The sequence below is a fragment of the Methylobacterium sp. 4-46 genome (genome assembly GCF_000019365.1).
Taxonomy (GTDB): Bacteria; Pseudomonadota; Alphaproteobacteria; order Rhizobiales; family Beijerinckiaceae; genus Methylobacterium.
Genome location: NC_010511.1, coordinates 2993975 through 3018137, shown reverse-complemented (window position 1 = coordinate 3018137; position 24163 = coordinate 2993975). Strand labels below are relative to the sequence as shown.

At 73.2% G+C, this 24163-nt stretch carries 18 protein-coding genes; 9 read left to right on the top strand and 9 right to left on the bottom strand.

Annotated features, from left to right (window positions below):
• Nucleotides 1-143 precede the first annotated feature (143 nt).
• The 5 genes from M446_RS12980 to M446_RS12955 all read left to right on the top strand — a co-directional run bounded on the left by M446_RS12980 (nt 144) and on the right by M446_RS12955 (nt 10440).
• The gene (locus M446_RS12980; RefSeq protein ID WP_012332557.1) at nt 144-2525 is read left to right on the top strand and encodes a putative bifunctional diguanylate cyclase/phosphodiesterase; all 2382 of its coding nucleotides are present in this window, start codon (nt 144-146) and stop codon (nt 2523-2525) included.
• A gap of 271 nt (nt 2526-2796) precedes the next feature.
• The gene (locus M446_RS12975) at nt 2797-3456 is read left to right on the top strand and encodes a L,D-transpeptidase (protein ID WP_012332556.1); all 660 of its coding nucleotides are present in this window, start codon (nt 2797-2799) and stop codon (nt 3454-3456) included.
• Nucleotides 3457-3606: 150 nt separating this feature from the next.
• Nucleotides 3607-6282, top strand: coding sequence for a pyruvate, phosphate dikinase (gene ppdK / locus M446_RS12970; RefSeq protein WP_012332555.1), 2676 nt, complete (start codon nt 3607-3609; stop codon nt 6280-6282).
• A 259-nt stretch (nt 6283-6541) separates the two neighbouring features.
• Entirely contained in the window at nt 6542-7882 is a 1341-nt protein-coding gene (locus M446_RS12960; protein ID WP_012332554.1) for a cell wall hydrolase, read from the top strand.
• A 470-nt stretch (nt 7883-8352) separates the two neighbouring features.
• The gene (locus M446_RS12955; RefSeq protein WP_043702381.1) at nt 8353-10440 is read left to right on the top strand and encodes a methyl-accepting chemotaxis protein; all 2088 of its coding nucleotides are present in this window, start codon (nt 8353-8355) and stop codon (nt 10438-10440) included.
• A 126-nt stretch (nt 10441-10566) separates the two neighbouring features.
• On the opposite strand, the gene M446_RS12950 is transcribed toward M446_RS12955, so the two are convergent.
• From M446_RS12950 to xth, 8 genes are all read right to left on the bottom strand, one after another.
• Complete coding sequence (locus M446_RS12950) at nt 10567-11655, bottom strand: lysylphosphatidylglycerol synthase domain-containing protein (RefSeq protein WP_012332552.1); 1089 nt, start codon at nt 11653-11655, stop codon at nt 10567-10569.
• A complete protein-coding gene (locus M446_RS12945) occupies nt 11652-11972 on the bottom strand; it encodes a (2Fe-2S) ferredoxin domain-containing protein (RefSeq protein WP_012332551.1) in 321 nt (106 codons plus the stop codon). The genes M446_RS12950 and M446_RS12945 overlap by 4 nt, the downstream gene beginning before the upstream one ends.
• A gap of 231 nt (nt 11973-12203) precedes the next feature.
• Entirely contained in the window at nt 12204-13214 is a 1011-nt protein-coding gene (locus M446_RS12940; RefSeq protein ID WP_012332550.1) for an ABC transporter ATP-binding protein, read from the bottom strand.
• Between the two features lie 3 nt (nt 13215-13217).
• Nucleotides 13218-14261, bottom strand: a complete 1044-nt coding sequence (locus M446_RS12935) for an ABC transporter ATP-binding protein (RefSeq protein ID WP_012332549.1) — start codon at nt 14259-14261, stop codon at nt 13218-13220.
• Nucleotides 14258-15178 (bottom strand): ABC transporter permease, encoded by a 921-nt coding sequence (locus M446_RS12930; RefSeq protein WP_012332548.1) that lies wholly within the window; start codon nt 15176-15178, stop codon nt 14258-14260. Before M446_RS12930 ends, M446_RS12935 begins: the two co-directional genes overlap by 4 nt.
• A 4-nt stretch (nt 15179-15182) precedes the next feature.
• A complete protein-coding gene (locus M446_RS12925; RefSeq protein WP_012332547.1) occupies nt 15183-16136 on the bottom strand; it encodes an ABC transporter permease in 954 nt (317 codons plus the stop codon).
• A 142-nt stretch (nt 16137-16278) separates the two neighbouring features.
• Entirely contained in the window at nt 16279-17883 is a 1605-nt protein-coding gene (locus tag M446_RS12920) for an ABC transporter substrate-binding protein (RefSeq protein ID WP_012332546.1), read from the bottom strand.
• A gap of 196 nt (nt 17884-18079) precedes the next feature.
• Nucleotides 18080-18892 carry an exodeoxyribonuclease III gene (gene xth / locus M446_RS12915; protein WP_012332545.1) on the bottom strand — a complete coding sequence of 271 codons (813 nt, stop codon included), beginning with the start codon at nt 18890-18892 and terminating at the stop codon, nt 18080-18082.
• A 118-nt stretch (nt 18893-19010) separates the two neighbouring features.
• On the opposite strand from xth, the gene M446_RS12910 reads away from it, so the two are divergent.
• The 4 genes from M446_RS12910 to M446_RS12895 all read left to right on the top strand — a co-directional run bounded on the left by M446_RS12910 (nt 19011) and on the right by M446_RS12895 (nt 22638).
• The gene (locus tag M446_RS12910; RefSeq protein WP_012332544.1) at nt 19011-19697 is read left to right on the top strand and encodes a ceramidase domain-containing protein; all 687 of its coding nucleotides are present in this window, start codon (nt 19011-19013) and stop codon (nt 19695-19697) included.
• A 120-nt stretch (nt 19698-19817) separates the two neighbouring features.
• A complete protein-coding gene (locus M446_RS12905) occupies nt 19818-21140 on the top strand; it encodes a homoserine dehydrogenase (RefSeq protein ID WP_012332543.1) in 1323 nt (440 codons plus the stop codon).
• A 44-nt stretch (nt 21141-21184) separates the two neighbouring features.
• Entirely contained in the window at nt 21185-22183 is a 999-nt protein-coding gene (gene glpX / locus M446_RS12900; protein WP_012332542.1) for a class II fructose-bisphosphatase, read from the top strand.
• Nucleotides 22184-22191: 8 nt separating this feature from the next.
• Nucleotides 22192-22638: a GNAT family N-acetyltransferase gene (locus M446_RS12895; RefSeq protein WP_012332541.1), complete on the top strand. Its 447-nt coding sequence runs from the start codon at nt 22192-22194 to the stop codon at nt 22636-22638.
• 240 nt (nt 22639-22878) lie between these two features.
• Here the strand turns inward: M446_RS12895 and M446_RS12890 are convergent, their stop codons facing one another.
• On the bottom strand, nt 22879-23757 hold the full coding sequence (locus M446_RS12890) for a tetratricopeptide repeat protein (protein WP_012332540.1): 879 nt from the start codon (nt 23755-23757) through the stop codon (nt 22879-22881).
• Nucleotides 23758-24163: the final 406 nt, after the last annotated feature.

The window sequence follows — 24163 nt, the reverse complement described above, 5'->3', positions numbered from 1 at the left end:
TTGAGAGGGGCGCACAAAACACGCCGGACGCGCAAAATCGCGCCGGCACTGCAGATTCTCTGGGTAAAGCCGGCAAAATTTCAGCAGAGCGTAACGCCGGCCGCGCGAGACATGGTTCGGTTCTGCGTGGAATTACGGTGACCATGGCGACCGATCCGACGGCAACCGACGCGCTGCTTCGCGGCTGGTCTTCCGCGCAGGCCGCCGCGCGCGGCCTGCCCTTCTACGAGGATGTGGTTCTCGGCAATCTCCGGCGGGCGGCGCCGCGCGCCGCCCTCGTGGCCCTGCCCGGCGAGGATCCGGCGCACGTGCTGTGGAGCGGCGAGGCCTTCGAGGCCTGGCTCGGGCGCCCGCCGCAGGGGGTCGCGGTCGCGGCGCTGGGGGAGGGCCTCGGCCACTCCCTCGGGGCGATCCTGCGGGACGCGCTCGCGGGCGGGCAGCCCGTGCGGGCGCGCTGCAACCAGGTCAGCGGCGGGATGGTGCTCTCCACCGAGATCCTCGGCCTGCCGCTGCGCGACCGGACGGGGGGCCGCTACGTCCTGCTCTGCCTGCTCGGCGAGACGAGCCGCACCAACCTCCTCAAGGCGATCCTGCGCGCCACCGGCCAGGGCATCCTGGCGCTCAGCGCCGTGCGGGACGAGGCCGGCGGCGTCGTCGACTTCCAGGTCGTGGCGCTGAACGAGGCCGCGGCCGAGATGATCGGCGGGCCGGCGGCGCTGATGTGGCAGCGCCTGTCCGCGATCCTGCCGGGCCCCGTCGCCGAGGCCACCACGGCGCGCCTGCGCCCCATCGCCGGCGCGTCCGGGCGCCTGAGCTTCGAGGCGGCCTATCGGCGCGCGGACGGGGCCGTGCTCCACCTCAAGATCGAGGCCGCCTCCCTCGGGGATCACCTGGGCCTCACGCTGACCGACATCGGCGACGTCAAGGCGCGGGAGGAATCCGCCCGCCTGCTGTTCGAGACCAACCCGCTGCCGATGTGGGTGACGGACGAGGCCGGCCGCTTCCTGGCCGTGAACGACGCCGCGATCGGCCATTACGGCTACGCGTCGCCGGACTTCCTGCGCATGAGCCTGCGCGACCTCGCGGTCGCGGGCGGCGCCGGCAGCGGCGAGGCGCCCGCGCGCCACCGCCGCCGCGACGGCAGCGTGATCGAGGTCGCGGCCTATTCGCGCCGCATCCCCTTCGAGGGCCGGTCGGCGACGCTCACCGCCCTGGTGGACGTGACCGAGCGGCGCCGGGCCGAGGCGCGGATCACCCACATGGCGCATCACGACGCGCTGACCGACCTGCCCAACCGGGTGCTGTTCCGGCAGCGGATCGTGGCGGCCCTCGAGGCGCAGGCCCGGGACGGGCGGAGCGCCGGGCTGCTCTGCCTCGACCTCGACCGCTTCAAGCTCGTCAACGACACGCTGGGCCATCCGGCCGGCGACGAGCTGCTGCGCCAGGCCGCCCAGCGCCTCGCCTCCTGCGCGCAGGACGGCAGCGTGGCGCGGCTCGGGGGCGACGAATTCGCCCTGCTCGCGCCCGCGGACGGGCCGGAGGCGGTGATGGCGACGGCGCGGCGCGTCATCGCGGCGCTCGCGCAGCAGCCCTTCCTGGTCGCGGGCCAGGCCGTCCAGGTGGGCGCGAGCGTCGGCGTCGCGCTCCTGCCCGCCGACGGCACGGATCCGGACGTGCTGCTGCGCCGGGCCGACATGGCGCTCTACGCCGCCAAGGCGGCCGGGCGCGGCACCGCCGTCGCGTTCGAGCCGGCGATGGACGAGGCGATCCAGGCCCGCCGCATCCTGGAAGCCGACCTGCGCGCCGCCCTGGAGGCCGGCGCGCTCGAGGTGCACTACCAGCCGCTCCACGATTGCCGCACGCTGCGCATCCTCGGCTGCGAGGCGCTGCTGCGCTGGCGCCACCCGGCGCGCGGCTTCGTCCCCCCGGGCGAATTCGTGCCCCTCGCCGAGGATCTCGGCCTGATCGGCGAGCTCGGGGCCTTCGTGCTGCGCGCGGCCTGCCGGGAGGCGGCCGGCTGGAGCGTCCCGCTGCGCGTCGCGGTGAACCTGTCGCCCGCGCAGTTCCGCAGCCCGGGCCTCGCCCTCTCGGTGACGGCGATCCTCGCCGAGACCGGGCTCGACCCCCGGCGCCTCGACCTGGAGATCACCGAGACGGTCCTGCTCTCCGAGGACGCGGCGAACGTCGCGATCCTGAGCGAGTTGCGCGCGCTCGGCGTGCGGATCGCCATCGACGATTTCGGGACAGGCTACGCCAGCCTCAGCTACCTGCGCGCCTTCCCGTTCGACCAGATCAAGATCGACCGCTCCTTCGTCGGCCGCCTCGGCGAGGACCCGCAGAGTGCCGCCATCGTCCGGGCCGTCACGGATCTCGGCCGCAGCCTCGGCATCGTCACGGTGGGCGAGGGCGTCGAGACGCCCCGGCAGCTGGAGCAGCTGCGCGCCTTCGGCTGCGACGTGGTGCAGGGCTACCTTCTCGGCCGCCCGGTCCCGGCCGCGGCCCTGCGCCCGCTCCTCGCGGCCTGATCCGACATCCGACGGATTGCTTCGCCATGCGGATGTCGGCTTCGCTCAAGCGCCGCGCGGGCTCGTGATCCGCGATCCGACGGATTGCGTCGCCATGCGGATGTCGGCCTCGCTCAAGCGCCGCGGCCGTTCGGCTCGGATCCGGGTTCCGCGCCGGGGTCGCCGCCGGACGGGCGCTCGGCGGCGCGCTGCGGCTCCCGGGACACACACGCGGCCCGCGCGAGCGGCTAGGCAGGAGCATCCGACCGCCCGCCGAGGATCGCTCCCCGCCATGACGCCGCGCCGCCTGATCCCCCTCCTCCTGGCGAGCCTGTCGCTCGCCGCCTGCCAAGCCCGCGGGCCGGCCCAGGTGGCGGTGACCGGTGTCGCGGCGACCGACGAGGATGCGGCCTGGTACATCGGCACGATGCCCGACCAGCCCTTCGACGTGCCGCTGGTCGACCGCGGCCGGATCGACCCGAAGTACCGGCGCCAGGTCGTGGCCTATGCGGGCCCGGAGAAGCCCGGCACGATCGTGGTCGATATCGACGAGCGCCTGCTCTACCTCGTGCAGGACGGGGGCGAGGCCATCCGCTACGGCGTCGGCGTGGGCAAGCTCGGCTTCTCCTGGAAGGGCACCGCCACGATCGGCCGCAAGGGCGTCTGGCCCGATTGGGGGCCGACCCGCACCATGGTCGGCCTCAACCCGGACCTGCCCCGCTCGCGCAAGGGCGGGCTCGACAACCCGCTCGGGGCACGCGCCCTCTACCTCTACCAGGGCGGGCGCGACATCCTCTTCCGCATCCACGGCACCAACGAGCCCTGGAGCATCGGCGAGCAGATGTCCTCGGGCTGCGTGCGCATGCTCAACGAGGACATCGTCGACCTCTACGGCCGCGTGCCGGTCGGGACGACCGTCCTGGTTAAGCGGCACGGCCGGTACCGGGTCTGAGGTCCCGCGCCGGCCCCGGCGCGTCGCGGAGCAGGGCCCCCACCGCCCGCGCGTCAGGCGCGTGGCGCGCCGTTCAGCTTGCGTTGTGCCTTGGGATGGTCCAACCCCGGCGACGCGTGGGGTCGCAACCCGGACAAACGGACGAACACGATGGCGAAGTGGGTCTACACCTTCGGCGACGGCAAGGCCGAGGGCCAGTCGTCGATGCGCAACCTGCTCGGCGGGAAGGGCGCGAACCTTGCCGAGATGTCGAATCTCGGGCTGCCGGTGCCCCCGGGCTTCACGATCACGACCGAGGTCTGCACCTACTTCTACGACCACGGGCGGGAGTACCCGCCCGAGCTCAAGGATCAGGTCGACGCCGCCCTGGAGGCGGTGGGAGGGCTCACCGGCCGCCGCTTCGGCGATTCCGAGACGCCGCTGCTGGTCTCGGTCCGCTCCGGCGCCCGGGCCTCCATGCCGGGCATGATGGACACGGTGCTCAATCTCGGCCTCAACGACGTCACCGTCGAGGCGCTGGCCCGCGGCGCGGGCGACCCGCGCTTCGCCTACGACAGCTACCGGCGCTTCATCACCATGTACGCGAACGTGGTGCTCGGGGTGGAGCACCACACCTTCGAGGAGGCGCTCGAGCACTACAAGGAGACGAAGGGGCTCGACCTCGACACCGACCTCTCCGCCCAGGACTGGAAGCACCTGATCGGCGAGTACAAGAGCATCGTGAAGCGCGAGCTCGGGCAGGACTTCCCGCAGGACCCGCAGGCCCAGCTCTGGGGCGCGATCGGGGCGGTGTTCGGCTCGTGGCGGAACCCGCGAGCCAACAAGTACCGCGAATTGCACGCCATCCCGGAGAGCTGGGGCACCGCGGTCAACGTGCAGGCCATGGTGTTCGGCAACATGGGCGACACGTCCGCGACCGGCGTCGCGTTCACGCGCAACCCCTCGACGGGCGAGCGCGCGCTCTACGGCGAGTTCCTGATCAACGCCCAGGGCGAGGACGTGGTGGCGGGCATCCGCACCCCGCAGGACATCACCGAGGCGGCCCGGATCGAGTCCGGCTCCGACAAGCCCTCGATGGAGCGGGCGATGCCGGAGGCCTACGCGGAGCTCGTGCGCATCTACGGGCTGCTGGAGAAGCATTACCGCGACATGCAGGACATGGAGTTCACCGTCGAGAACGGGAAGCTCTGGATGCTGCAGACCCGCAACGGCAAGCGCACCGCCAAGGCGGCCCTGCGCATCGCCGTCGAACTCGCCGGCGAGGGGCTCATCACCCGCCAGGAGGCGATCGGGCGGGTCGAGCCGGCCTCGCTCGACCAGCTCCTGCACCCGACCATCGACCCGAAGGCCGAGCGCCGCGTGATCGCGACCGGCCTGCCGGCCTCGCCGGGGGCGGCCTGCGGCGAGATCGTGTTCAACTCGGAGGAGGCCGAGGCGGCCAGGAAGGCCGAGCGCAAGGTCATCCTGGTGCGGGTCGAGACCTCGCCCGAGGACATCCACGGGATGCACGCGGCGGAGGGCATCCTGACCACCCGCGGCGGCATGACCTCGCACGCGGCCGTGGTGGCGCGCGGGATGGGCAAGCCCTGCGTCTCCGGCGCGGGCGCGATCCGCGTCGACTACAACGCCCGCACCCTCTCGGTCGGCGGCGTGACTCTGAAGGCCGGCGACCTCGTCACGATCGACGGCTCCAACGGGCAGGTGATCCAGGGCGAGATGCCGATGCTGGAGCCCGAACTCTCGGGCGACTTCGCCACCCTGATGGGCTGGGCCGACGAGGTCCGCACCATGAAGGTGCGCGCCAATGCCGAGACCCCGGCGGATGCGCGGGCGGCGCGGACCTTCGGCGCCGAGGGCATCGGCCTGTCGCGCACCGAGCACATGTTCTTCGACGAGGGCCGCATCACGGCCGTGCGCGAGATGATCCTCTCGGACGACGCCGAGGGGCGGCGCGCGGCGCTCGCCAAGCTCCTCCCCTACCAGCGGGCGGATTTCGTCGAGCTCTTCACCATCATGTCGGGCCTGCCGGTGACGATCCGGCTGCTCGACCCGCCGCTGCACGAGTTCCTGCCCAAGGAGGAGGAGGTCGCGGCCTTCGCCGCCGAGACGGGCCTGCCGGCCGACAAGCTGCGCCGCCGGATGACCGAGCTGCACGAGACCAACCCGATGCTCGGCTTCCGCGGCTGCCGGCTGGCGATCCTGTTCCCGGAGATCGCCGAGATGCAGGCCCGCGCGATCTTCGAGGCCGCCGTCGAGGCCGCCACGCGGACCGGAAAGCCCGTCATCCCCGAGGTGATGGTGCCCCTGGTGTTCACCAAGGCCGAGTTCGACCTCGTCAAGGCGCGCATCGACGCCATGGGCAAGGCCGTGGCGCAGGAGACCGGCGCGTCGGTCGAGTACCAGGTCGGCACGATGATCGAGTTGCCGCGGGCGGCCCTGCGGGCCGGCGACATCGCGCAGACGGCGGAGTTCTTCTCCTTCGGTACCAACGACCTGACCCAGACGACGCTCGGCATCAGCCGGGACGACGCCGGCACCTTCCTGGGGCCCTACACGAAGAGCGGCATCCTCTCCTCCGACCCCTTCGTGTCGATCGACCAGGAGGGCGTGGGCGAACTGGTGCGGCTCGGGGTCGAGCGCGGCCGGGCGGTGCGCCCGGGCATCAAGCTCGGCATCTGCGGCGAGCACGGGGGTGACCCCGCCTCGATCGCCTTCTGCCAGGAGGTCGGCCTCGACTACGTGTCCTGCTCGCCCTACCGGGTGCCGATCGCCCGGCTCGCCGCCGCCCAGGCGGCGCTCTCGATCAGGCCGCGCGGAGAGGCCTGATCCGGAATCCGACGGCTTGCGTCGCCAGGCGGATGTCGGCCTGGCTCACGCGCCGCGCGGGCTTCTCATCCGCTGTCCGGACGTGATCGTCCGGACAGCGGATGACGCCGTCCGGCACCTCGCCGCCTGGGCGAGGCGCCGCCGTTAACGCCCGCTCAACCATACTTCCCGATCATCGTCCCCGGCCGTCACGCGGCTTCTGGCGCAACAGCCGTGGGATCGGAACGTGGGAGCAGGGCGCAGGAGAAGAGGGCGAGGCGTGCGCTGGATCGGCGCCGCGACGGCGCCGTGGCTCGTGGCCGGGGGGGTCCTGGTCTCGTTCACGGCGGCGGCCGGCGTCGACTCGTCCTTCGGGGCCAGCACGGTGGCGCTCCTCTCGGCCCACGCGTCGCCGCCTCTCCCGCCAAGCGGGCTGGTCCCGCCAAGCGGGCTGGTCCCGCCAAGCGGGCTGGTCCCGCCAAGCGGGCTGGTCCCGCCAAGCGGGCTGGTCCCGCCAAGCGGGCTGGTCCCGCCAAGCGGGCTGGTCCCGCCAAGCGGGCTGGTCCCGCCAAGCGGGCTGGTCCCGCCAAGCGGGCTGGTCCCGCCAAGCGGGCTCTTCGCCGAGCCCCTCGACGCGGCGCCGCTGCATCCCGACCTCAAGTCCCATGCCGGGCCGACGCCGCTGCCGCAGCGCGCGGCCAAGGCGGACGCCCTCGCGCCTGGGCGCCAGGAGAGCGCGCGGCGGCGCCTCGCTTCCCTGCGCAGGGGCTGGCTCGGCGGCGCCGGGAGCGGCGTCGCCGCCGCCCTGACGCCCGGGCCGGCCACCTGGACGCCCGACCCCGACGAGACCGGCTTCGTGCCGTTTCCACCGGGCGGGAGCCCGCCGGTGGGCGGCGAGCGGTCCTCCGAGAGTTCCCCGTCGAGCGCCGCCAGCGACGAGACGCGGGGCGCCTCGACCGGCGGGCGGACCCAGGACGCCCGCCAGGACGGCGCCACCCCGGCGGTGCCCCGCGCCGTCGCATTGTCCTCGACGACGCCGGCCCCGGCGGACGCCATCCCGATCGAGGTCGCGGCGGCCCCGGTCGTGGGCGGGCTGCCGTCCTCGCGCCTCGACGCGCGCCCCGGCCTCACCCATGCGGCGCGGATCAGCCCCGAGGTGCTGCCGACCGAGGAGGCGCGGCGCCGCTACGCGGCCCTGATCACGCCCGACAATGCCGAGAAGGAGCAGCGCTGCCTCGCCGAGGCGGTCTATTTCGAGGCGCGCGGAGAACCCGAGCAGGGCCAGGCGGCGGTGGCGCAAGTGGTGCTCAACCGCGCCAAGAGCGGGCTCTACCCGTCCAACATCTGCGGGGTGGTCTACCAGAACCGGCACCGCTACCTCGGCTGCCAGTTCTCCTTCGCCTGCGAGGGCCGCTCGCTGCGCATCACCGACGAGAGCGCCTGGACCACCGCGACGCGCGTGGCCCGGGAGGTCGTCGAGGGCCGCACCTACCTCGCCGATGTCGGCGGGGCGACCCATTACCACGCCGACTACGTCCGCCCGCGCTGGTCGCGCCGGCTCAAGAAGATGGACGTGATCGGCCGTCACATCTTCTACCAGCTCAAGCCCGGCCAGACCTGAGGGCCGGCGCCGCCCGTGCCTTGCGGGGCGGCCCGCCGCGCGCGGCGCGCGGCGACGATCGATCGCGCCGCGTCGAAACCCGTCGCACGCCCCTCCCGGGCCGAGGCCGCCGGGAACCGGGCCGGAGGGCTCGCAGGCACCCGCGCGGCGAGGCGCGGCACCCGCGCGGCTCGCGCCGCCCTCGCGGGCGAGGCGAGAGCGGCGGAAAGACCGATGGGGAGGAGCGCTCGGCATTGCCCCGCCGCGGGGCGCTGCCCCCGAGGCACGAAGCACAACGCCAACCGCATCTTACTAAACGTAAGGAAACGCGCCTTATACGTATTTCCGCAAGGAACGTGGCTTGTCTCAAGGTCGGCCCCGGCATAGCCGCCGGCGGTCGTCGTCCCAAGTCGGGCCAGATCCGCGCAGCGCCGTTCCGCGCGGACGGCGCCCGACCCGTGTGCTGTCGATCTGCCGAACAGGGAACAATGATGAGGCTCGCAAGGCTGCTTCCGACGATCGTACTCGCGCTCGCCCTGCTCGGCTGCGGGCTGGCGCTCTGGATCGGCCTCGGACACCAGCAGCACCTCGACACCTACGCGGTCACCCTGACCCGGCTGAAGGCCGCGAAGGCGCTCGCCGACATCCCGGCCGCGGCCGATCCGGAGCGCGGCCTCATGCAGCTGCAGCTCGGCACCGTGGCGCCCGGCGACACCTCCCAGAGCCAAGCCCTGATCGACGCCCGCAAGCCGGCCGACGCCGCCTTCCGGGCCGCGCAGGCCGCGGTCGGGCAACTCGTCGAGGCGCTGCCTGAACTCGCGCCCGTTCGGGCCGAACTCGACCGCCAGCGGGAGGTCTTCGCCGACCTGCGCCGACGCAGCGAGGAGATGATCCGCGGCGTGCCGATCGCGCAGCGCGGCAACGCCGCCGAGGCCGCGATCGACACCACGAGCCGGATGAACGAGGCGATCATCGGCATGATCCACGCGCAGCTGGCAGCGATCGCGCAGGTCGACGGCGTCGCCTTCGGCGCCGGCGATCTCGCTCTCACCGTGTGGGAATTGCGCGACGTGGCCGGGCGCATCGGCGGCGTCCTCCAGAACCTGATCGTCCAGGGCAAGCCGGTGCCCGAGGCGACCCGCACCACGCTCACCCAGCTGGACGGGCAGCTGCACCCGATCTGGACCCGCATCGCCGCGACCGGCGCCCGCCCGACCACCGCGCCCGCCCTGCGCGAGGCGATCCGGCAGGCCACCGCCGGCTACCACGAGCCCTTCAAGGCCCTGCGCGCCTCGCTCGGCACGGAATTCGCTACCGGCCAGTTCAGCATGGATGCGCCGCGCTTCCGCGAGGTGACGCTCAAGATGTGGCGGATCGTGCTGGAGGCGCGCGACGCCGCCTTCGACAGCGCGATCGCGCGGATCGAGGACCTCTCGGCCCGGGCGCGGTCCGAGGCCCGGCTGGCCTGGCTCACCCTCGCGTCCATGCTGGCCATCGCCGCCGCCGCCTTCTGGCTCATCCGGACCCGCGTCACCCGGCCGCTCGCCGCCATGACCGCCAGCATGCACCGCATCGCCTCGGGCGACCTCGACGCCGCCATCCCGGGCGTCGGCCGGCGCGACGAGATCGGCTCGATGGCCGAGGCCGTCCACGTCTTCCGCGACGGGCTGGCCCGCAACCGCACCCTCGAGGCCGAGGCCGAGGCCGCCCGCCGCGACGGCGAGGCCGTGCGCCGGCGCGCCATGACCGAGCTGGCCGACGCCTTCGAGCACTCGGTCGGCGGCATCGTGCAGGTCGTGTCCTCGGCCGCCACCGAACTCCAGGCCACCGCCCAGCACCTGACCGGCTCGGCCGACCACGCCTCGCGCCAGTCGCGCACCGTCACCGCCGCCGCCGGGCAGGCCGCCGGCAACGTCACCGCGGTGGCCGGCGCCGCCGAGGAGCTCGGCAGCTCGGTCGTCGAGATCGGCCGGCAGGTCGAGCACGCGGCCCAGCTGGCGAGCGGGGCCGTCCACGAGGCCACGGCGACCGCCGCCATCGTGGCGGACCTGCCGGCGGGCGCCTCGCGGATCGGCGCGATCATCGAGATGATCTCCGGGATCGCGGGCCAGACCAACCTGCTGGCCTTGAACGCCACGATCGAGGCGGCGCGGGCCGGCGAGGCGGGGCGCGGCTTCGCGGTGGTGGCCGCGGAGGTGAAGAGCCTGGCCGAGCAGACCGGCAAGGCGGCCAGCGAGATCGCCGGGCAGGTCTCGGCGATCCAGGGGACGATGCAGCGGGCGGTTCCGGCGATCGAGGGCATCTCGCGCACGATCGCGACGATCAACGCCACGGCCGCGGCGATCGCCGCGGCGGTGACGCAGCAGAGCGCGGCCACGCGGGAGATCGTGCAGTCGGTGAGCCACGCCTCGGCCGGGACCTCGGAGGTGACGACCACGATCGCGGATGTGGCCCGGGCCGCGGCCGAGACCGGGGCGGGGGCGGACCAGATCCTGGCCTCGGCGAGCGAGCTGGCGCGCCAGGCGGAGGTGCTGCGGGCCGAGATGGTGCGCTTCGTGGCCTCGGTCCGGGCCGCCTGACCGACGGTGCCGCGGCGTCGCCGCGGACGAGGATTCGCCGGGCCGCCGGGCCCGACGCACCGCTTCCGCGGCGCGCGCCGGCCCGGCAAGGCTCCGGACGGCCGCGAGGACCGATCCGGATCCCGCTCAGCCTTCCACCCGCGGCAGCGACCCCGCCATGCGCGCCCCGCACGCGGCCGGGCGCGCCACCGCCTCGCGGCGCCCCTCGATCGCCTGCCACAGCAGGAGGGAGGGCAGGCCGAGCACCACGTCCGGCACGCGCTTGACCAGCGAGAGGGCGAGCGCCGTCCCGGGATCGACGCCGAACAGCCCGCCGAGGAGGACCAGCCCGCCCTCCTGCACGCCGAGGCCGCTCGGGACCGGGAAGGCCGCCGAGCGGATCGCCTGGCTGAGCGATTCGAGCACCAGCGCCTCGGTCAGCGAGACGTGCTCCACCCCGATGCAGGTGAGGGCGATCCAGATCTCCAGCGCGCCCGCGAACCAGGCCGCGAGGTGCAGCAGGAACCCCTCCGCCAGCACCCGCCAGCGCCGCAGGTCCCAGAGCGCGTCGAGGGCCTGCTGCACGCCGATCTCGGGCGCGGTCCCGGAGGCCTCGCGCATGAAGCGCCGCCCGAGCGCCGCGATCCGGCGCTCGACCGCGCCCGCGCCGCCGAAGCGCTGCACCGCGTAGAAGCCGCCGAGGACCAGGGCGGCGAGGGCGAGACCCTGCGCGCACCAGGCCGCGACCTGCGCCGCCTGCTCGCCCTCGACCCGGAGCAGCAGGACCATCCCGAACAGCGCGAACAGGGCGAGGCCGACGATCTGGAAGAACAGGTCGACCACGATGCCCGCCGCCGCGACCGGCCCGGCCACGCCCCAGAAGGTGAGGAGACGCCCGCCCAGCACCTCGCCGCCCACCGAGGCGACGGGCAGGAGCACGTTCACGCCCTCGCGCACGAAGCGCAGCAGCACGAAGGGCCCGGCACCGATCTGCGGCACCCCCGCCACCCGGGCCCAGGCGAGGCCGCAGAGCAGCACGACGAGCGCCCGCACCAGCACCACGGCCGCCAGGCCCGCCGGGCCGATCCGCCCGAAGGCGGTGGCGACCGCGGAGAGATCGTGCACGCTCACCAGCCAGAGGGCGAGGACGAGGCCGGCGAGCGCCCCGATCAGGGGGACGCGCCGCATCAGGGCGCGGGCGAGCCGGCGCGTCGCCGCGGGCGGGCCGCCGCTCACCGGTGGGGCTCCGGCACCAGGATCTCCGCCATGGTCTCGGCCTCCGTCGCCGGATCGAGGACGAGGAGGCGCCCGGCCCGCAGGGAGGCCGGCGTCGCGAAGGTGAGGCTGCGCTTCGGGCAGAGGCCGAGGCAGCCGGTCTCGACGACGCGGACCTTGCGCTCGGGGCGGGCGCGCTTGAGCGCCCGCTTCAGGTCCTTGCGCACCCGGCCGCCCAGGCCCTGCCGCTTGGCGCATTTCGCGCAGACCACGACGAGGTCGTTCCAGGGCGCCGCGGCCGCTCTCGGCCGCCGCACCGCGCTGTCGCTCGCGCTCACACCGTCCCTCCGGGCCCCCGACGGGCCGGCCGGGGAGGTAGCGAGGGCCGGCCGGCCCCGCAACGCGGCATGCTGCGGCGCCCCGCGACACGGGGAAGCGCCGGAGGATCGCGGGCGATCGCTCCGGCGGGACGGGAAGGGGGCTTTCGGCACGGGAGCGACTTGCCTGCGACGGACGCGACCATCGCGGAACGGCCGAGGTCGCGCGGCGGTTCCGCCACGCTCGCGCCGTCAGGGTGACGCGCCGAGGCGGACGCAGCGCGCCGCGTGGCCCGGCGCCACCGCGATCCGGGGCGGCAGACCCGCCCGGCAGGGCGGCGCCGCGCGGGCGCAGCGGGGCTCGAAGGGGCAGCCGGGCGGCGGATCGGCGAGGTCCGGCGGCGAGCCCGGGATGGTCGCGAGCCGCACGCCCTTCGGCGAGGCCGGCGTGATGCGCGAGGCGAGCAGTCCCTGCGTGTAGGGATGGGCGGGCGTGCCGATCACCTCGCCGCTCGCCCCGACCTCGACGAGGTGGCCGCCATACATCACCGCCACCCGGTCCGCGACCTGGACGGCGACCCCGACATCGTGGGTCACGAAGATCACCGCGAGGCCGAGATCCCGCTGCAGCTCGCGCAGCAGGAGGAGGATCTGGATCTGCACGGTCGCGTCGAGGGCGGTGGTCGGCTCGTCGGCGAGGAGCAGTTTCGGCTTGCAGGCCAGCGCCAGCGCGATCATGGCGCGCTGGCGCATGCCCCCCGACATCTCGTGCGGGTAGGCGTCGAGCCGGCGCGACGCCGAGGGGATGTGCACCCGCTCGAAGAGTTCGAGCGCCCGCGCCCGCCCCTTCGCGAAGCTCGCGCCCTCGTGGCGGACCACCGCCTCGGCGATCTGGTCGCCGATCCGGTAGACGGGATCCAGGGCGAGGCCGGGATCCTGGAAGATCATCGAGACCGTGCCGCCGCGATAGGCCGCGAGGCTGCGCCGCCCGAGGGCGAGGACGTCCTGGCCGTCGACCCGCAGGCTGCCGCCGATCCGGGTGCGCCTCTCGGGCAGGAGCCGCATCAGGGCGCGCAGCGTCACGCTCTTGCCCGAGCCGGATTCGCCGAGCAGCGCCAGGGCGTCGCCGGCCCGCAGGTCGAGGTCGACGCCGCCGACCGCCCGGACCGGCTTGCGGCCGCCCAGGAAATCCACCGTGAGGCCGCGGACCTCGACGAGGGCGTCGGCGGCCGCCGCCTCGGGGCTGCGCAGGGGTGCGTTCATGGATCAGGCTGCCATCGGGAGGGCGGGGGCCTCGGGGTGGCCGGAGCCGGCCACCGCCCTGTGGCAGGCGGCGGCGTGGCCCGGCGCGACCTCGTCGAGGCCGGGCTCGCGCGCGCCGCAGATCGCGGCGGCGAAGCGGCAGCGGGTGTGGAAGCGGCAGCCGGGCGGCGGGTTGATCGGGTTCGGCGGGTCGCCCGTGAGGGGCGCCTCCTCGATGCGGGCGCCCGGATCGGTCGAGGGCTGCGAGGCCAGCAGCGCCGCCGTGTAGGGGTGGCGCGGGCTCGCCAGGATGGCGTCGGCCGGGCCGAGCTCGGCCACCTTGCCGAGATACATCACCATCACGCGGTCCGACATGAAGCGCACGACGTTGAGGTCGTGCGAGATGAACATGTAGGTCAGGCCGAACTCGCGCTTGAGATCGGTGAGGAGGTTGAGCACCTGCGCCTCGACGGACTTGTCGAGGGCGGAGACCGCCTCGTCGAGGATGAGCAGGCGCGGTTCGAGCGCGAGGGCCCGGGCGATGTTGACGCGCTGGCGCTGGCCGCCCGAGACCTCGTGCGGGTAGCGCGCCCCGAAGCGGCGCGGCTCCAGCCCGACCCGGCGCAGCAGGTCGTGGGCGCGCCCGAGCGCCGCGCGGCGCGACAGCCCGTGCGATTGCGGCCCGAACGCCACCGTCTCCTCGACGGTGAGGCGCGGGTTGAGCGAGGCGTAGGAATCCTGGAAGACCATCTGCACTTGCCGGCGATAGGACTTCAGGTCGAGGGCGCGCGAGCCGAGGAGCTCGCCGTCGAAGACGACGTCGCCCTGGTCCGGCGCGATGATCTGCATGAGCAGGCGGGCGGTGGTGGACTTGCCGCAGCCGGACTCGCCGACGACGCCGAGCGTCTCGCCCTTGAGGATGTCGAAGTCGACGCCGTCGACGGCCCGCACCACCGGCCCCTTGCCGAACAGCCCGCCCTTCGACCCGAAATGCTTCACGAGGCCCCGCACCGAGAGCAGGGGCTGGGCGGGGCCGCCGCGGTCGCGCGGGTCGAGCGTCTCGCTCATGAGCGCACCTCCATGGCCGAGCGCAGCCCGTCCGAGAGCAGGTTGAAGGAGATCGAGGTGACGAAGATCATCGCGCCCGGCAGCGCCGCCACGAGGGGGTTCACGTAGATCGCCGTGCGCAGGGTGTTGAGCATCAGGCCCCATTCGGGCTCCGGCGGCTTCACGCCGAGGCCCAGGAAGGAGAGGCCGGAGGCCAGGATCATCGAGACCGAGATCAGGCTCGTCGCGTAGACGAAGACGGGGCCGAGCACGTTGCCGAGCACCTGCACCCGCACCACGCGGAGCGGGTTCGCCCCCGAGATCCGGGCCGCCTCCACGTAGTCGCGATTGCGGATCTGGACCGTCACGCTCTCGGCCACGCGGGTGATCTGCGGCACGAACACCACGGTGAGCGACACGATCGAGTTGAGGATTCCCGCCCCCAGCGCCCCCGAGAGCGCGATGGCGAGGAGCACGGACGGGAAGGCGAAGAACACGTCGACGACCCGCATGATCAGCGTGTTGGCCCAGCCGCCCGCGTAGCCCGCCAGGATGCCGAGGCCCGACCCGACGAAGAAGGCGATCACCACCGGCAGCACGCCCATGAACAGCGAGAGCCGGCCCGCGTAGAGGAGGCGGCTCAGCATGTCGCGGCCGAGCTCGTCGGAGCCGAGCAGGTAGGTGGCGTCGCCGACGGGCTTGAGGCGGCGGATCATCGAGCCCTTGAACGGATCCATCGGAGCGATCAGCGGGGCGAAGACGGCCGCGAGCACGATCAGGAGGATCACCAGCAGGGCGGCCATCGCGACCCTGTCGCGCAGGAGGCGGGAGAGGACGCTGCCCCAGTAGCCGCGGCCGGCCTGGACCGGGGCCTCGGCGCTCTCCGCGGGGGCCGCCGCGCCCGGATCGGCGGAGGCGAGGGTGGTCGGAGGCGTCATCGGCTCAGGCCCTCTGGATGCGGGGGTCGAGGGCGGTCTGCACCACGTCGACCAGGAGGTTGAGGGTCACGAAGAACATCGCCAGCACCAGGATCGTCCCCTGGAGGAGGGGCAGGTCGCGCTGGAAGATCGCCGCGTTGAGGAGGAAGCCGGTGCCCGGCCACGCGAAGACGGTCTCGATCAGGATCGAGCCGCCGAGCAGGTAGCCGAGCTGCAGCCCCATGATGGCGATGGCGGTGGGGGCCGCGTTCTTGACCACGTGCCGGAACACGCCGAACTCGGACAGGCCCTTGGCGCGCAGCGCCTGGACGAAGTCCTGGTGCAGGATGTCCCCGACCAGCGCCCGCACGGTGCGGGAGATCACGCCCATGGGGATCACCGACATGGTGATGGCCGGCAGCACGAGGTAGCGCAGGTGCTCCGCGTCGGGCCACCAATCGCCCGACCCCTGCGGCCCGGCCCCGGTGGGCGGCAGCCAGCCGAGCGTCGCCGAGAACACGATCACCAACACGATGCCGAGCCAGTAATGCGGCACGCTCACCCCGAACACCGCGACGGCCGAGGCGAGCCGGTCGAGCCAGGAATCGCGGGCGTAGCCGGCGACGAAGCCGAAGAAGGTGCCGAAGGTGAAGCCGATCAGCGTCGCCACCGCGGCCAGGATCAGGCTGTTGGTGACCGCGCGGCCGACCTCCGCGGCGACCGGGCGGCCGGTCGCGATCGAGGTGCCGAGATCGCCGTGCAGCACCTTCCAGAGCCAGAGCCCGTACTGGACGGGGAGGGGCTTGTCGAAGCCGTAGGCCGCGCGCATCTGCGCCTGCATCTCGGCGGTGGCGTCGACGGGCAGGATCGCGCTCAGCGGATCGCCCGGGGCGAGGTGCACGAGGAGGAAGCAGACGAGGCTCACCCCGAGGGCGACCGGCGCCGCGTAGGCGACGCGCTTCAGGACGAAGGAGAGCATGGGGCTTCGGGCCTCCGTGAGTGGCGGCCGGCGCCCGGAGCGCGCGGCGCGGGCGCGGGACCGGCTTTCCGGACGGCGGCGTTCCCCGATGGCGGCCCGGCCCGCCGCGCGGGCCGGGTCGACGCCTGCCGCGCGGGCCGGGTCACTTGTCCATCGAGATCGACGAGAAGTTCTGGAACCAGCTCTGCGCCTGGACGAAGCCCTTCACCTTCGGGCTCATCGCCCGCGGGTTCACGTCGTGCGTCACCATCAGGAAGAGCGCGTCGTCGACGAATTTCTCGTGGATCTTCCGCAGCACGGCGGTCTGCGCCGCCGGATCGAAGGTGGTGCGAACCTGATCGAACAGCTTGTCCATCTCAGGGTCGCAGTAGGAGCCCCAGTTGGTGCCGTTCGGGGGCGCCAGGTTGCACTGGGCGTGGCGGATGAAGGCGGTGAACGGATCCTGGATCAGGTAGGAGTAGTTCATGCCGGTGGCGCCCCGCGCGCTCTCGCTCTTGGCGCCGGCGCGCCAGATGTTGATGAGCGTGTTCCATTCCACGACCTCGAAATCGACCTTGATGCCGACCTCGGCGAGGTTCTGCTGGATGAACTCGTTCATCGGCAGAGGCTGCATCTGACCCGAGCCGGAGGCCGAGATCAGGATCTTGGTGGTGACCGGCTTGTTCGGGCCGTAGCCGGCCTCCTTCAGGAGCACCTTGGCCTGTTCGGGGTCGTACTTCACCTTGAAGGCCGGCGTGCCGAACCAGGGATGGCCCGGGGTCATGAAGCCCTCGGCCGGCACCGCGAGGCCGCCCAGGAACTCCTTGAGCCCCTCGCGGTCGACCGCGAGGTTCGCCGCCTTGCGGACCCGGATGTCGTTCCAGGGCGAGCCCTCGACCCGCGACAGGTGCCACGTCCAATTGTGCGGGTAGAGGTTCGTGACGATCCGGAAGCCCGCCGCCTTGAGCGACGCGAGCGCGTCCGGGGCCGGCGCCTCGATCCAGTCGACCTGGCCCGAGCGCAGGGCCGCCACGCGGGCATTGGCCTCGGGCAGGGGGATCAGCACCAGCTTGTCGAGCTTGGGCACCCGCGCCTTGTCCCAGTACGCCTTGTTCGGGGTGAGCTCCGCCCGCTCCCGGGGCACGAAGGTGGTGATCTTCCACGGGCCGGTGCCGGAGGGCGCCTTCGCGACCGCGTCCCAGCTGCGGCCCTGCTTCTCCCAGTTCGCCGGCGAGGACATCAGGATCCAGGCGATCTGGAACGGGAAGGTGGCGTCCGGGGTCTTGGTGACGATCTCGACCGTCTTGGGGTCGACGGCCCGGTAGCTCGCCACGCTCGGGATGCGGGTGCGCCCCTGCGCCGATTGGCGCGGGTCGAATTGCGGGCTGTCGTTCTTGAGGAGCTTGTCGAGGTTCCAGACCACCGCGTCGGCGTCGAAGGGCGAGCCGTCGTGGAAGGTCACGCCCTCGCGCAGGGTGAAGATCCACTTGCGCGTGTCGTCGGGGTCGGTTTTCCAGGCGGTGGCGAGGCCCGGGGTCAGTTCGGAGGCCTTGTCGGCACTGCCGAGGTCCCAGTTGATGAGCGCGTCATAGGCCGTGTAGCCCATGAAGCGCATGCCCTCGCCGCCATTGTCCGCCTGGCCGGTGGTCAGCGGGATGTCGGAGGCGGTCATCCCGATGCGGAGCACGCCCTGCGCCGCGGCCGGCAGGGCCAGGACGGCAGCGAGAACGAGACCCAGGATCGGGCTGCGGAAAGACCATGGCCTCACGGAACACCTCGCGCTTCTGTTGGCGCCGGGGGCTTAGCAAGAGGCCTGCCATCGTCCGCCGGGGCGCGGCCGGGAGGCCGTCGTCGAGGCGACTAAACCGAAGGCAGGAAAGCCGCGATCAATCGGCCCTCGGATCAGGGCCGGCGCGAATGCGTCGCATAGACGTGCAGGCAAGGATGCGGCGGAGCGGATTGCTTCAGAAATAGGCAGCGGCCGGTCGGTCGAGATCGAGTTCGACGGTCACCGGCACGTGGTCCGAGGGCTTCTCCAGGCCGCGCAGGTGCTTCTGCACCGAGGCGGAGACCAGCCGGTCGAGGGCCTGGGGCGACAGCAGCAGGTGGTCGATGCGGATGCCGAGATTCCGCGGCCACGCGCCGGCCTGGTAGTCCCAGAAGGTGTAGAGGCCGGGCCGCTCGTCGCAGGCCCGCAGGGCGTCGGCGAAGCCCTCGTTGAGGAGCGCCCGGAAGGCCGCGCGGCTCTCGGGCCGGAACAGCGCGTCGCCGAGCCAGGCCGCGGGATCGGCCACGTCGACCGGCTCCGGGATCACGTTGTAGTCGCCGGCCAGCACCAGCACCTCCTCCCGCTCCCGAAGCTGGCGCGCGTGGGCGGTGAGGCGGCGCAGGAAGGCGAGCTTGTCGTCGAATTTCGGCGTCCCGACCGGGTTGCCGTTCGGCAGGTAGATCGAGGCGACCCGCAGGTTCGCCGCCGGCGTCGGGATCAGGGCCTCGATGTAGCGGGCCTGGGCGTCCTCGGGATCGCCCGGCAGGCCGCGGCGCAGCTCGCGCAGGGGCAGGGGCTGGCGCGCCAGCAGGGCGACGCCGTTGAACGCCTTCTGGCCGTGGGTCGCCACCACGTAGCCCGCCTCCTCGATCTCGGTGCGCGGGAAGCTCTCGTCGACGCATTTCAGCTCCTGGAGGCAGACCACGTCGGGCTTGGCCTCCTCCAGGAAGGCGAGCAGGTGGCCGAGGCGCTGCCTGATCGAGTTGACGTTCCAGGTGGTGATCCGCATCGCAACCCGCTTCCGCCGAGGAGGGCCGTGCCCGCGTCGCGCGCGAGGAGGGCGGCGCCCGTCATCGGGGTTTCGCCGAGCCTTTGCAAGGAGAGGCGGGGCGAGGGGGGCTTGGCCGATGGGATGGTGGGAGCCGGTTCGCGCCTATTGCGAGCGCGGGGATGCGGGGTTCTGGGCCGAGCCGCTGAACGCGGTCTCGAACGCGGCCTTCCTGGCGGCGTGCCTGCTGCTCCTCGCCCGGGCCGGGCGCCGGCCCCGCAACGCCGCCTCGCTGGCGCTCGCCGCGCTGATCGGCGTGATCGGGATCGGCAGCTTCCTGTTCCACACGCTCGCGGTGCGCTGGGCCGAACTCGCCGACGTGCTGCCGATCGCAATCTTCATCCACGCCTATTTCTTCCTCGCCCTGCACCGGCTGCTCGGCCTCGGCGCGGGACGGAGCGCGCTCGCGACCCTCGCCTTCGCGGCGGCGGGATTAGGCTTCGAGCCGGGCCTCTCGGCGCTCGCCGGCCGCGGGCTCGCGGCGGCGACGAACGGCTCGCTCGCCTACCTGCCCGCCCTGCTCGCCCTGCTGGGCGTCGGCGCCGCCCTGCGCGCCTCGGCGCGGCCCGCCCGCGTCCAGGCCGGATCGGCGATGCTCGGCCTCTCCGGCCTGTTCCTCGCCTCGCTCGCCGCCCGCACCCTCGACGCGCCGCTCTGCGGGGCGATCCCGATCGGCATCCACTGGTTGTGGCACGTGATGAATGCGGCCCTGCTCGCCGGACTCGTGACGCTGCTCGCGCAAGCAGGGCGCGAGCCGCCGGGCTGATCCCGTCCGCTCGGGAAAGGCCGGCCCGCGCTTCCTTGCACGGGCCCGGAAATCGTTGCAGAAGGTCCGCGTCTGCCTGAGGCCGCGCTTCGGGCGCCGCGAAGGTCGTTGGATGCGCGCATGACTCAGAGCCTCCGCCTCGGCGTCGCCGGCCTCGGCACGGTGGGCGCCGCCGTCATGCGCATGCTGGAGCGCCGCGCCGCGGTGCTGACGGCCGCGTCCGGGCGCCCGATCACCGTGACGGCCGTCTCGGCCCGCGACCGCGGCCGCGACCGCGGCCTTTCCCTGGCGGAGGTGGCGTGGTTCGACGATCCCGTGGCCCTCGCCCGCTCGGGCGAGGTCGATTGCGTGGTCGAGCTGATCGGCGGGGCGGAGGGCGCGGCCCGCGCCACCGTCGAGGCGGCGCTCGCCGCCGGCAAGCACGTGGTGACCGCCAACAAGGCGCTCCTCGCCCGCCACGGCGCGGATCTCGCCCGGGCGGCCGAGCGGGCGGGCGCGGCGCTGGCCTTCGAGGCCTCGGCGGCCGGCGGCATCCCGGTGGTCAAGACCCTGCGCGAGGCGCTGTCCGGCAACGCGATCTCGCGGGTCTACGGGATCCTGAACGGCACCTGCAACTACATCCTGAGCCGGATGGAGCTGGAGGGCCTGACCTTCGAGGCCTGCCTGAAGGACGCGCAGGCCCTCGGCTACGCGGAGGCCGACCCGACCTTCGACGTCGAGGGCTTCGACACCGCCCACAAGCTCGCCGTGCTCACCAGCCTCGCCTTCGGCAGCGAGATCGACGCGGAGGGCATCTCGGTCGAGGGCATCTCGGCGATCACGCCCCTCGACCTGCGCATGGCCGAGGAACTCGGCTACCGGATCAAGCTCCTGGGCGTGGCCGAGGCGACGCCGGCCGGCATCGAGCAGCGCGTGCACCCGACCATGGTGCCGCGCTCCTCGGCGATCGCGCAGGTGATGGGCGTGACGAACGCCGTCACGATCGACACGGACGCGCTGCGCGAATTGACGCTGATCGGTCCCGGCGCCGGGGGCGACGCCACCGCCTCGGCGGTGGTCGCCGACATCGCCGACGTGGCCGCCGGCCGGATCGTCCCGGCCTTCGGGCGCCCGGCCGGCTCGCTGGTGCGCCCGCCCCGGGCCGAGATGCAGCGCCACGAGGGCGGCTACTACATCCGCCTGACCGTGCACGACCGGCCGGGCGTGGCGGCGGGCGTGGCGGCCCGGATGGCCGAGCGCGAGATCTCGCTGGAGAGCATCCTGCAGCGCCGCTCCGAGAACGCGGCCGCCCAGGACCCGCACGGGCGATCGGGCATGCCGGTGCCGCTCGTGCTCATCACCTACGCGGCGACGGAGGCGGCGATCCGCGCCAGCCTCGACGCGATGGCGGCGGACGGCTTCCTCTCGGAGCCGCCGCAGGTCATCCGGATCGAGCGGGACTGACGGCCCGCGCCGCCCTGACAGAGTTTGACGAGGAACCTGACCGCATGTCGGACGCCACCAAGGCCGCCCCGAGCCCGATCATCGAGCGCATCCTCACCCTCGAACTGGTGCGCGTGACGGAGCGCGCGGCCGTCGCCGCCGCCCGCCTGCGCGGCCAGGGCAACGAGAAGGCCGCCGACCAAGCCGCCGTCGACGCGATGCGGCGCGAGCTGAACCGCCTGCCGATCGCCGGCACGGTGGTGATCGGCGAGGGCGAGCGCGACGAGGCCCCGATGCTGTTCATCGGCGAGACCCTCGGCAACGGCCAGGGGCCGAAGGTCGACATCGCGGTCGATCCCCTCGAGGGCACCACGCTCTGCGCCAAGGACATGCCGGGCTCGGTCGCCGTGATGGCGATGGCGGAGGGCGGCACGCTGCTGGCCGCGCCGGACGTCTACATGCACAAGATCGCGGTCGGCCCCGGCTATCCGCGCGGCGTGGTCGACCTCGACGCGAGCCCCGAGGACAACATCCAGGCGCTCGCCAAGGCCAAGGGGGTCCCGCCCTCGGAGATCACCGCCCTCGTCCTCGACCGGCCGCGCCACACCGACCTGATCGCGGCGATCCGCCGGACGGGCGCCGGCGTGCGCCTGATCTCGGACGGTGACGTGGCCGGCGTGATCTTCACGACCATGCCGGAGGAGACCGGGATCGACATCTATCTCGGCATCGGCGCGGCCCCCGAGGGCGTGCTGGCGGCCGGCGCCCTGCGCTGCATCGGCGGCCAGATGCAGGGGCGGCTGATCCTCGACACCCAGGAGAAGCGGGACCGCGCCGCCAAGATGGGCGTGCAGGATCCCAACCGCCGCTACGACCTGGAGGATCTCGCCCGCGGCGACGTGGTGGTGGCGCTCACCGGCGTGACCGACGGCGCCCTGGTCAAGGGCGTCCGCTTCGGGCGGGAGGTGGTGCAGACCGACACGATCGTCTATCGATCCCACACGGGCACGGTGCGCCGCATCCAGGCGGAGCACCGCGACTTCACCAAGTTCCACCTGAAGTAGGAGGCGCGATGACGGCTCCTCTGGTTCGGCCGTTGCGGCCCGACGAGCGGGCCGTCTGGGAGCCCCTCTGGCAGGGCTACCTGCGCTTCTACGGCGGGAGCGTCGCGCCCGAGGTCTGCGACACGACCTGGGCGCGCCTGCACGATCCGTCCGAGCCGATGCACGGGCTGGTGGCGGAGGCGGACGGGGCGGTGATCGGCCTCGTGCACTACATCTTCCACCGCTCGACCTGGACGGTGGGACCCTACTGCTACCTGCAGGACCTGTTCACGGCGGAGGCGGCCCGCGGCCGCGGAGCCGGGCGCGCGCTGATCGAGGCCGTCTACGAGAAGGCGCGGGAGGCGGGGGCGAGCCGGGTCTACTGGCTGACCCAGGAGGGCAACATCACGGCCCGCGCGCTCTACGACACGCTGGCGGACCGCTCGGGCTTCATCCAGTACCGGAAGATCCTGTGATCCGGGATCCGCTTGATCGGAGCGGCTCCCGGATCACGCGCCTGAGCGCGGCGCCTGAGCGAAGACGACATCCGCATGGCCGACATGGGAGATGGCGAAGCCATCAACCGGATGGCGGATGAGGCGGTGAGCGGCCGGGGCTTTCGGCGCAGCATGTCGGGCGCGCTGCGGCGGCCGCCACATCCGCATCGGGGACGCGGCGCGCGCCGCACGGATCGGGCCGGAGCGGCGCGCGACGGTTCACCGGAACAGCGAGGCCATCCCGCCCTGCACACGCCCGAGCCCCTGGCGGGCGACCGCGTTGTTCTGGTCGATCGCCGTGGCGCGCTGGTAGCTCTCCATCGCCTCCTGGCGACGGCCCGACTTCTCGTAGGCGACGCCGCGATAGGCCCAGGAATCCGCGTCCTTGTTGTTCACGTTCAGGGCCGCGTTGAAGTCCTCGATCGCCTTGTCGTACTGGTTCGTGGCGATCAGGCTCTGGCCGCGGGCCGCGTAGGGGGCGCTCACGAAGGGGTTGCGGTCGATCGCGGCGTCGAAATCGCCGATCGCCGCCCGGTGCTGGCCCTGCGCCTGCCGCACCAGGCCGCGGGCGTGGTAGGCCTCCGCCGATTCGGGCGTGAGGCGGATCGCCTGGCTCAGGTCCGAGTAGGCCGCCTCGTAATTGCCCATCGCCCGCTGCAGGTTCGCCCGCCCGATATAGGCCGCGCTGTAGTTCGGATCGGCCGTGAGGGCGCGCGTGAAGTCCTGCAGCGCGGCGTCGTTGCGGCCCGACTGACGGTAGGCCAGCGCCCGGTTGCTGTAGGCCGAGGCGGAATTCGGATCGAGCTGCACCGCCTTGGTGAAGTCCGCGATCGCCTCGCCGTAATTGCCCGCCCGGGCATAGGCGGCGCCGCGGGTGTTGTAGGCGGCCGGATCGCTCGGGTTGCGCTGGATCACGTCCGTGAGCGAGGCGATGTTCACGTCGGCCGCGCCGGTCTTGTCGGTCTCCAGCACGGCGAATTGCCGCGTCGCGGTGGCGCGGCTGACGGTGTCGCAGCCGGCGAGCTGCAACGCCGCGAGGGCGGTCGCTCCGAGCACGGCCGCCGGCTTCGTCCGGCGCAGCACGATCACAGCCTTCATCCCCTCGTCCCCCAGCGGCGGCGCAAGCCCTGGCCGCGCGGTCTGTCACCCCATCGGATCGCGGCACCCGCGTGATCCCGTCCGGAATGGACCGTCGGGGATCGCGGTGAATGCCGCCTTAAGCGTCCGCGTGGCCCCGCTTCACAGGGCCGATGTGGCGAAGGTGTGGCTGCGGCCGGGTGCGCCGGGCCGGACGGTGCGGGGAGGCGCCCTCTGTGGCGCCGGCGCCGCAGGCGGCGCGCGGCTGCCGCCCGCGCCTCGCCGGGACGGCCTCGCCATATCCTTCGCCGAAGCGATGACCGCTTCGGCGGCGGAAGTGACGCGGGATCGCGACTCTGAGCGGAATCCCGTCGGGCGTTTGCGCTTATCCCGGCGGTGATTTCTCGTGACCGCTGGTTCCGTTCTC

What these genes read in the sequence shown, in the direction of transcription:
- M446_RS12980 (WP_012332557.1), top strand. Translation starts at nt 144, where the DNA reads ATGGCGACCGATCCGACGGCAACCGACGCGCTGCTTCGCGGCTGGTCT.
- M446_RS12975 (WP_012332556.1), top strand. Translation starts at nt 2,797, where the DNA reads ATGACGCCGCGCCGCCTGATCCCCCTCCTCCTGGCGAGCCTGTCGCTC.
- ppdK (WP_012332555.1), top strand. Translation starts at nt 3,607, where the DNA reads ATGGCGAAGTGGGTCTACACCTTCGGCGACGGCAAGGCCGAGGGCCAG.
- M446_RS12955 (WP_043702381.1), top strand. Translation starts at nt 8,353, where the DNA reads ATGAGGCTCGCAAGGCTGCTTCCGACGATCGTACTCGCGCTCGCCCTG.
- M446_RS12940 (WP_012332550.1), bottom strand. Translation starts at nt 13,214, where the DNA reads ATGAACGCACCCCTGCGCAGCCCCGAGGCGGCGGCCGCCGACGCCCTC.
- M446_RS12935 (WP_012332549.1), bottom strand. Translation starts at nt 14,261, where the DNA reads ATGAGCGAGACGCTCGACCCGCGCGACCGCGGCGGCCCCGCCCAGCCC.
- M446_RS12930 (WP_012332548.1), bottom strand. Translation starts at nt 15,178, where the DNA reads ATGACGCCTCCGACCACCCTCGCCTCCGCCGATCCGGGCGCGGCGGCC.
- M446_RS12925 (WP_012332547.1), bottom strand. Translation starts at nt 16,136, where the DNA reads ATGCTCTCCTTCGTCCTGAAGCGCGTCGCCTACGCGGCGCCGGTCGCC.
- xth (WP_012332545.1), bottom strand. Translation starts at nt 18,892, where the DNA reads ATGCGGATCACCACCTGGAACGTCAACTCGATCAGGCAGCGCCTCGGC.
- M446_RS12910 (WP_012332544.1), top strand. Translation starts at nt 19,011, where the DNA reads ATGGGATGGTGGGAGCCGGTTCGCGCCTATTGCGAGCGCGGGGATGCG.
- M446_RS12905 (WP_012332543.1), top strand. Translation starts at nt 19,818, where the DNA reads ATGACTCAGAGCCTCCGCCTCGGCGTCGCCGGCCTCGGCACGGTGGGC.
- glpX (WP_012332542.1), top strand. Translation starts at nt 21,185, where the DNA reads ATGTCGGACGCCACCAAGGCCGCCCCGAGCCCGATCATCGAGCGCATC.
- M446_RS12895 (WP_012332541.1), top strand. Translation starts at nt 22,192, where the DNA reads ATGACGGCTCCTCTGGTTCGGCCGTTGCGGCCCGACGAGCGGGCCGTC.
- M446_RS12890 (WP_012332540.1), bottom strand. Translation starts at nt 23,757, where the DNA reads ATGAAGGCTGTGATCGTGCTGCGCCGGACGAAGCCGGCGGCCGTGCTC.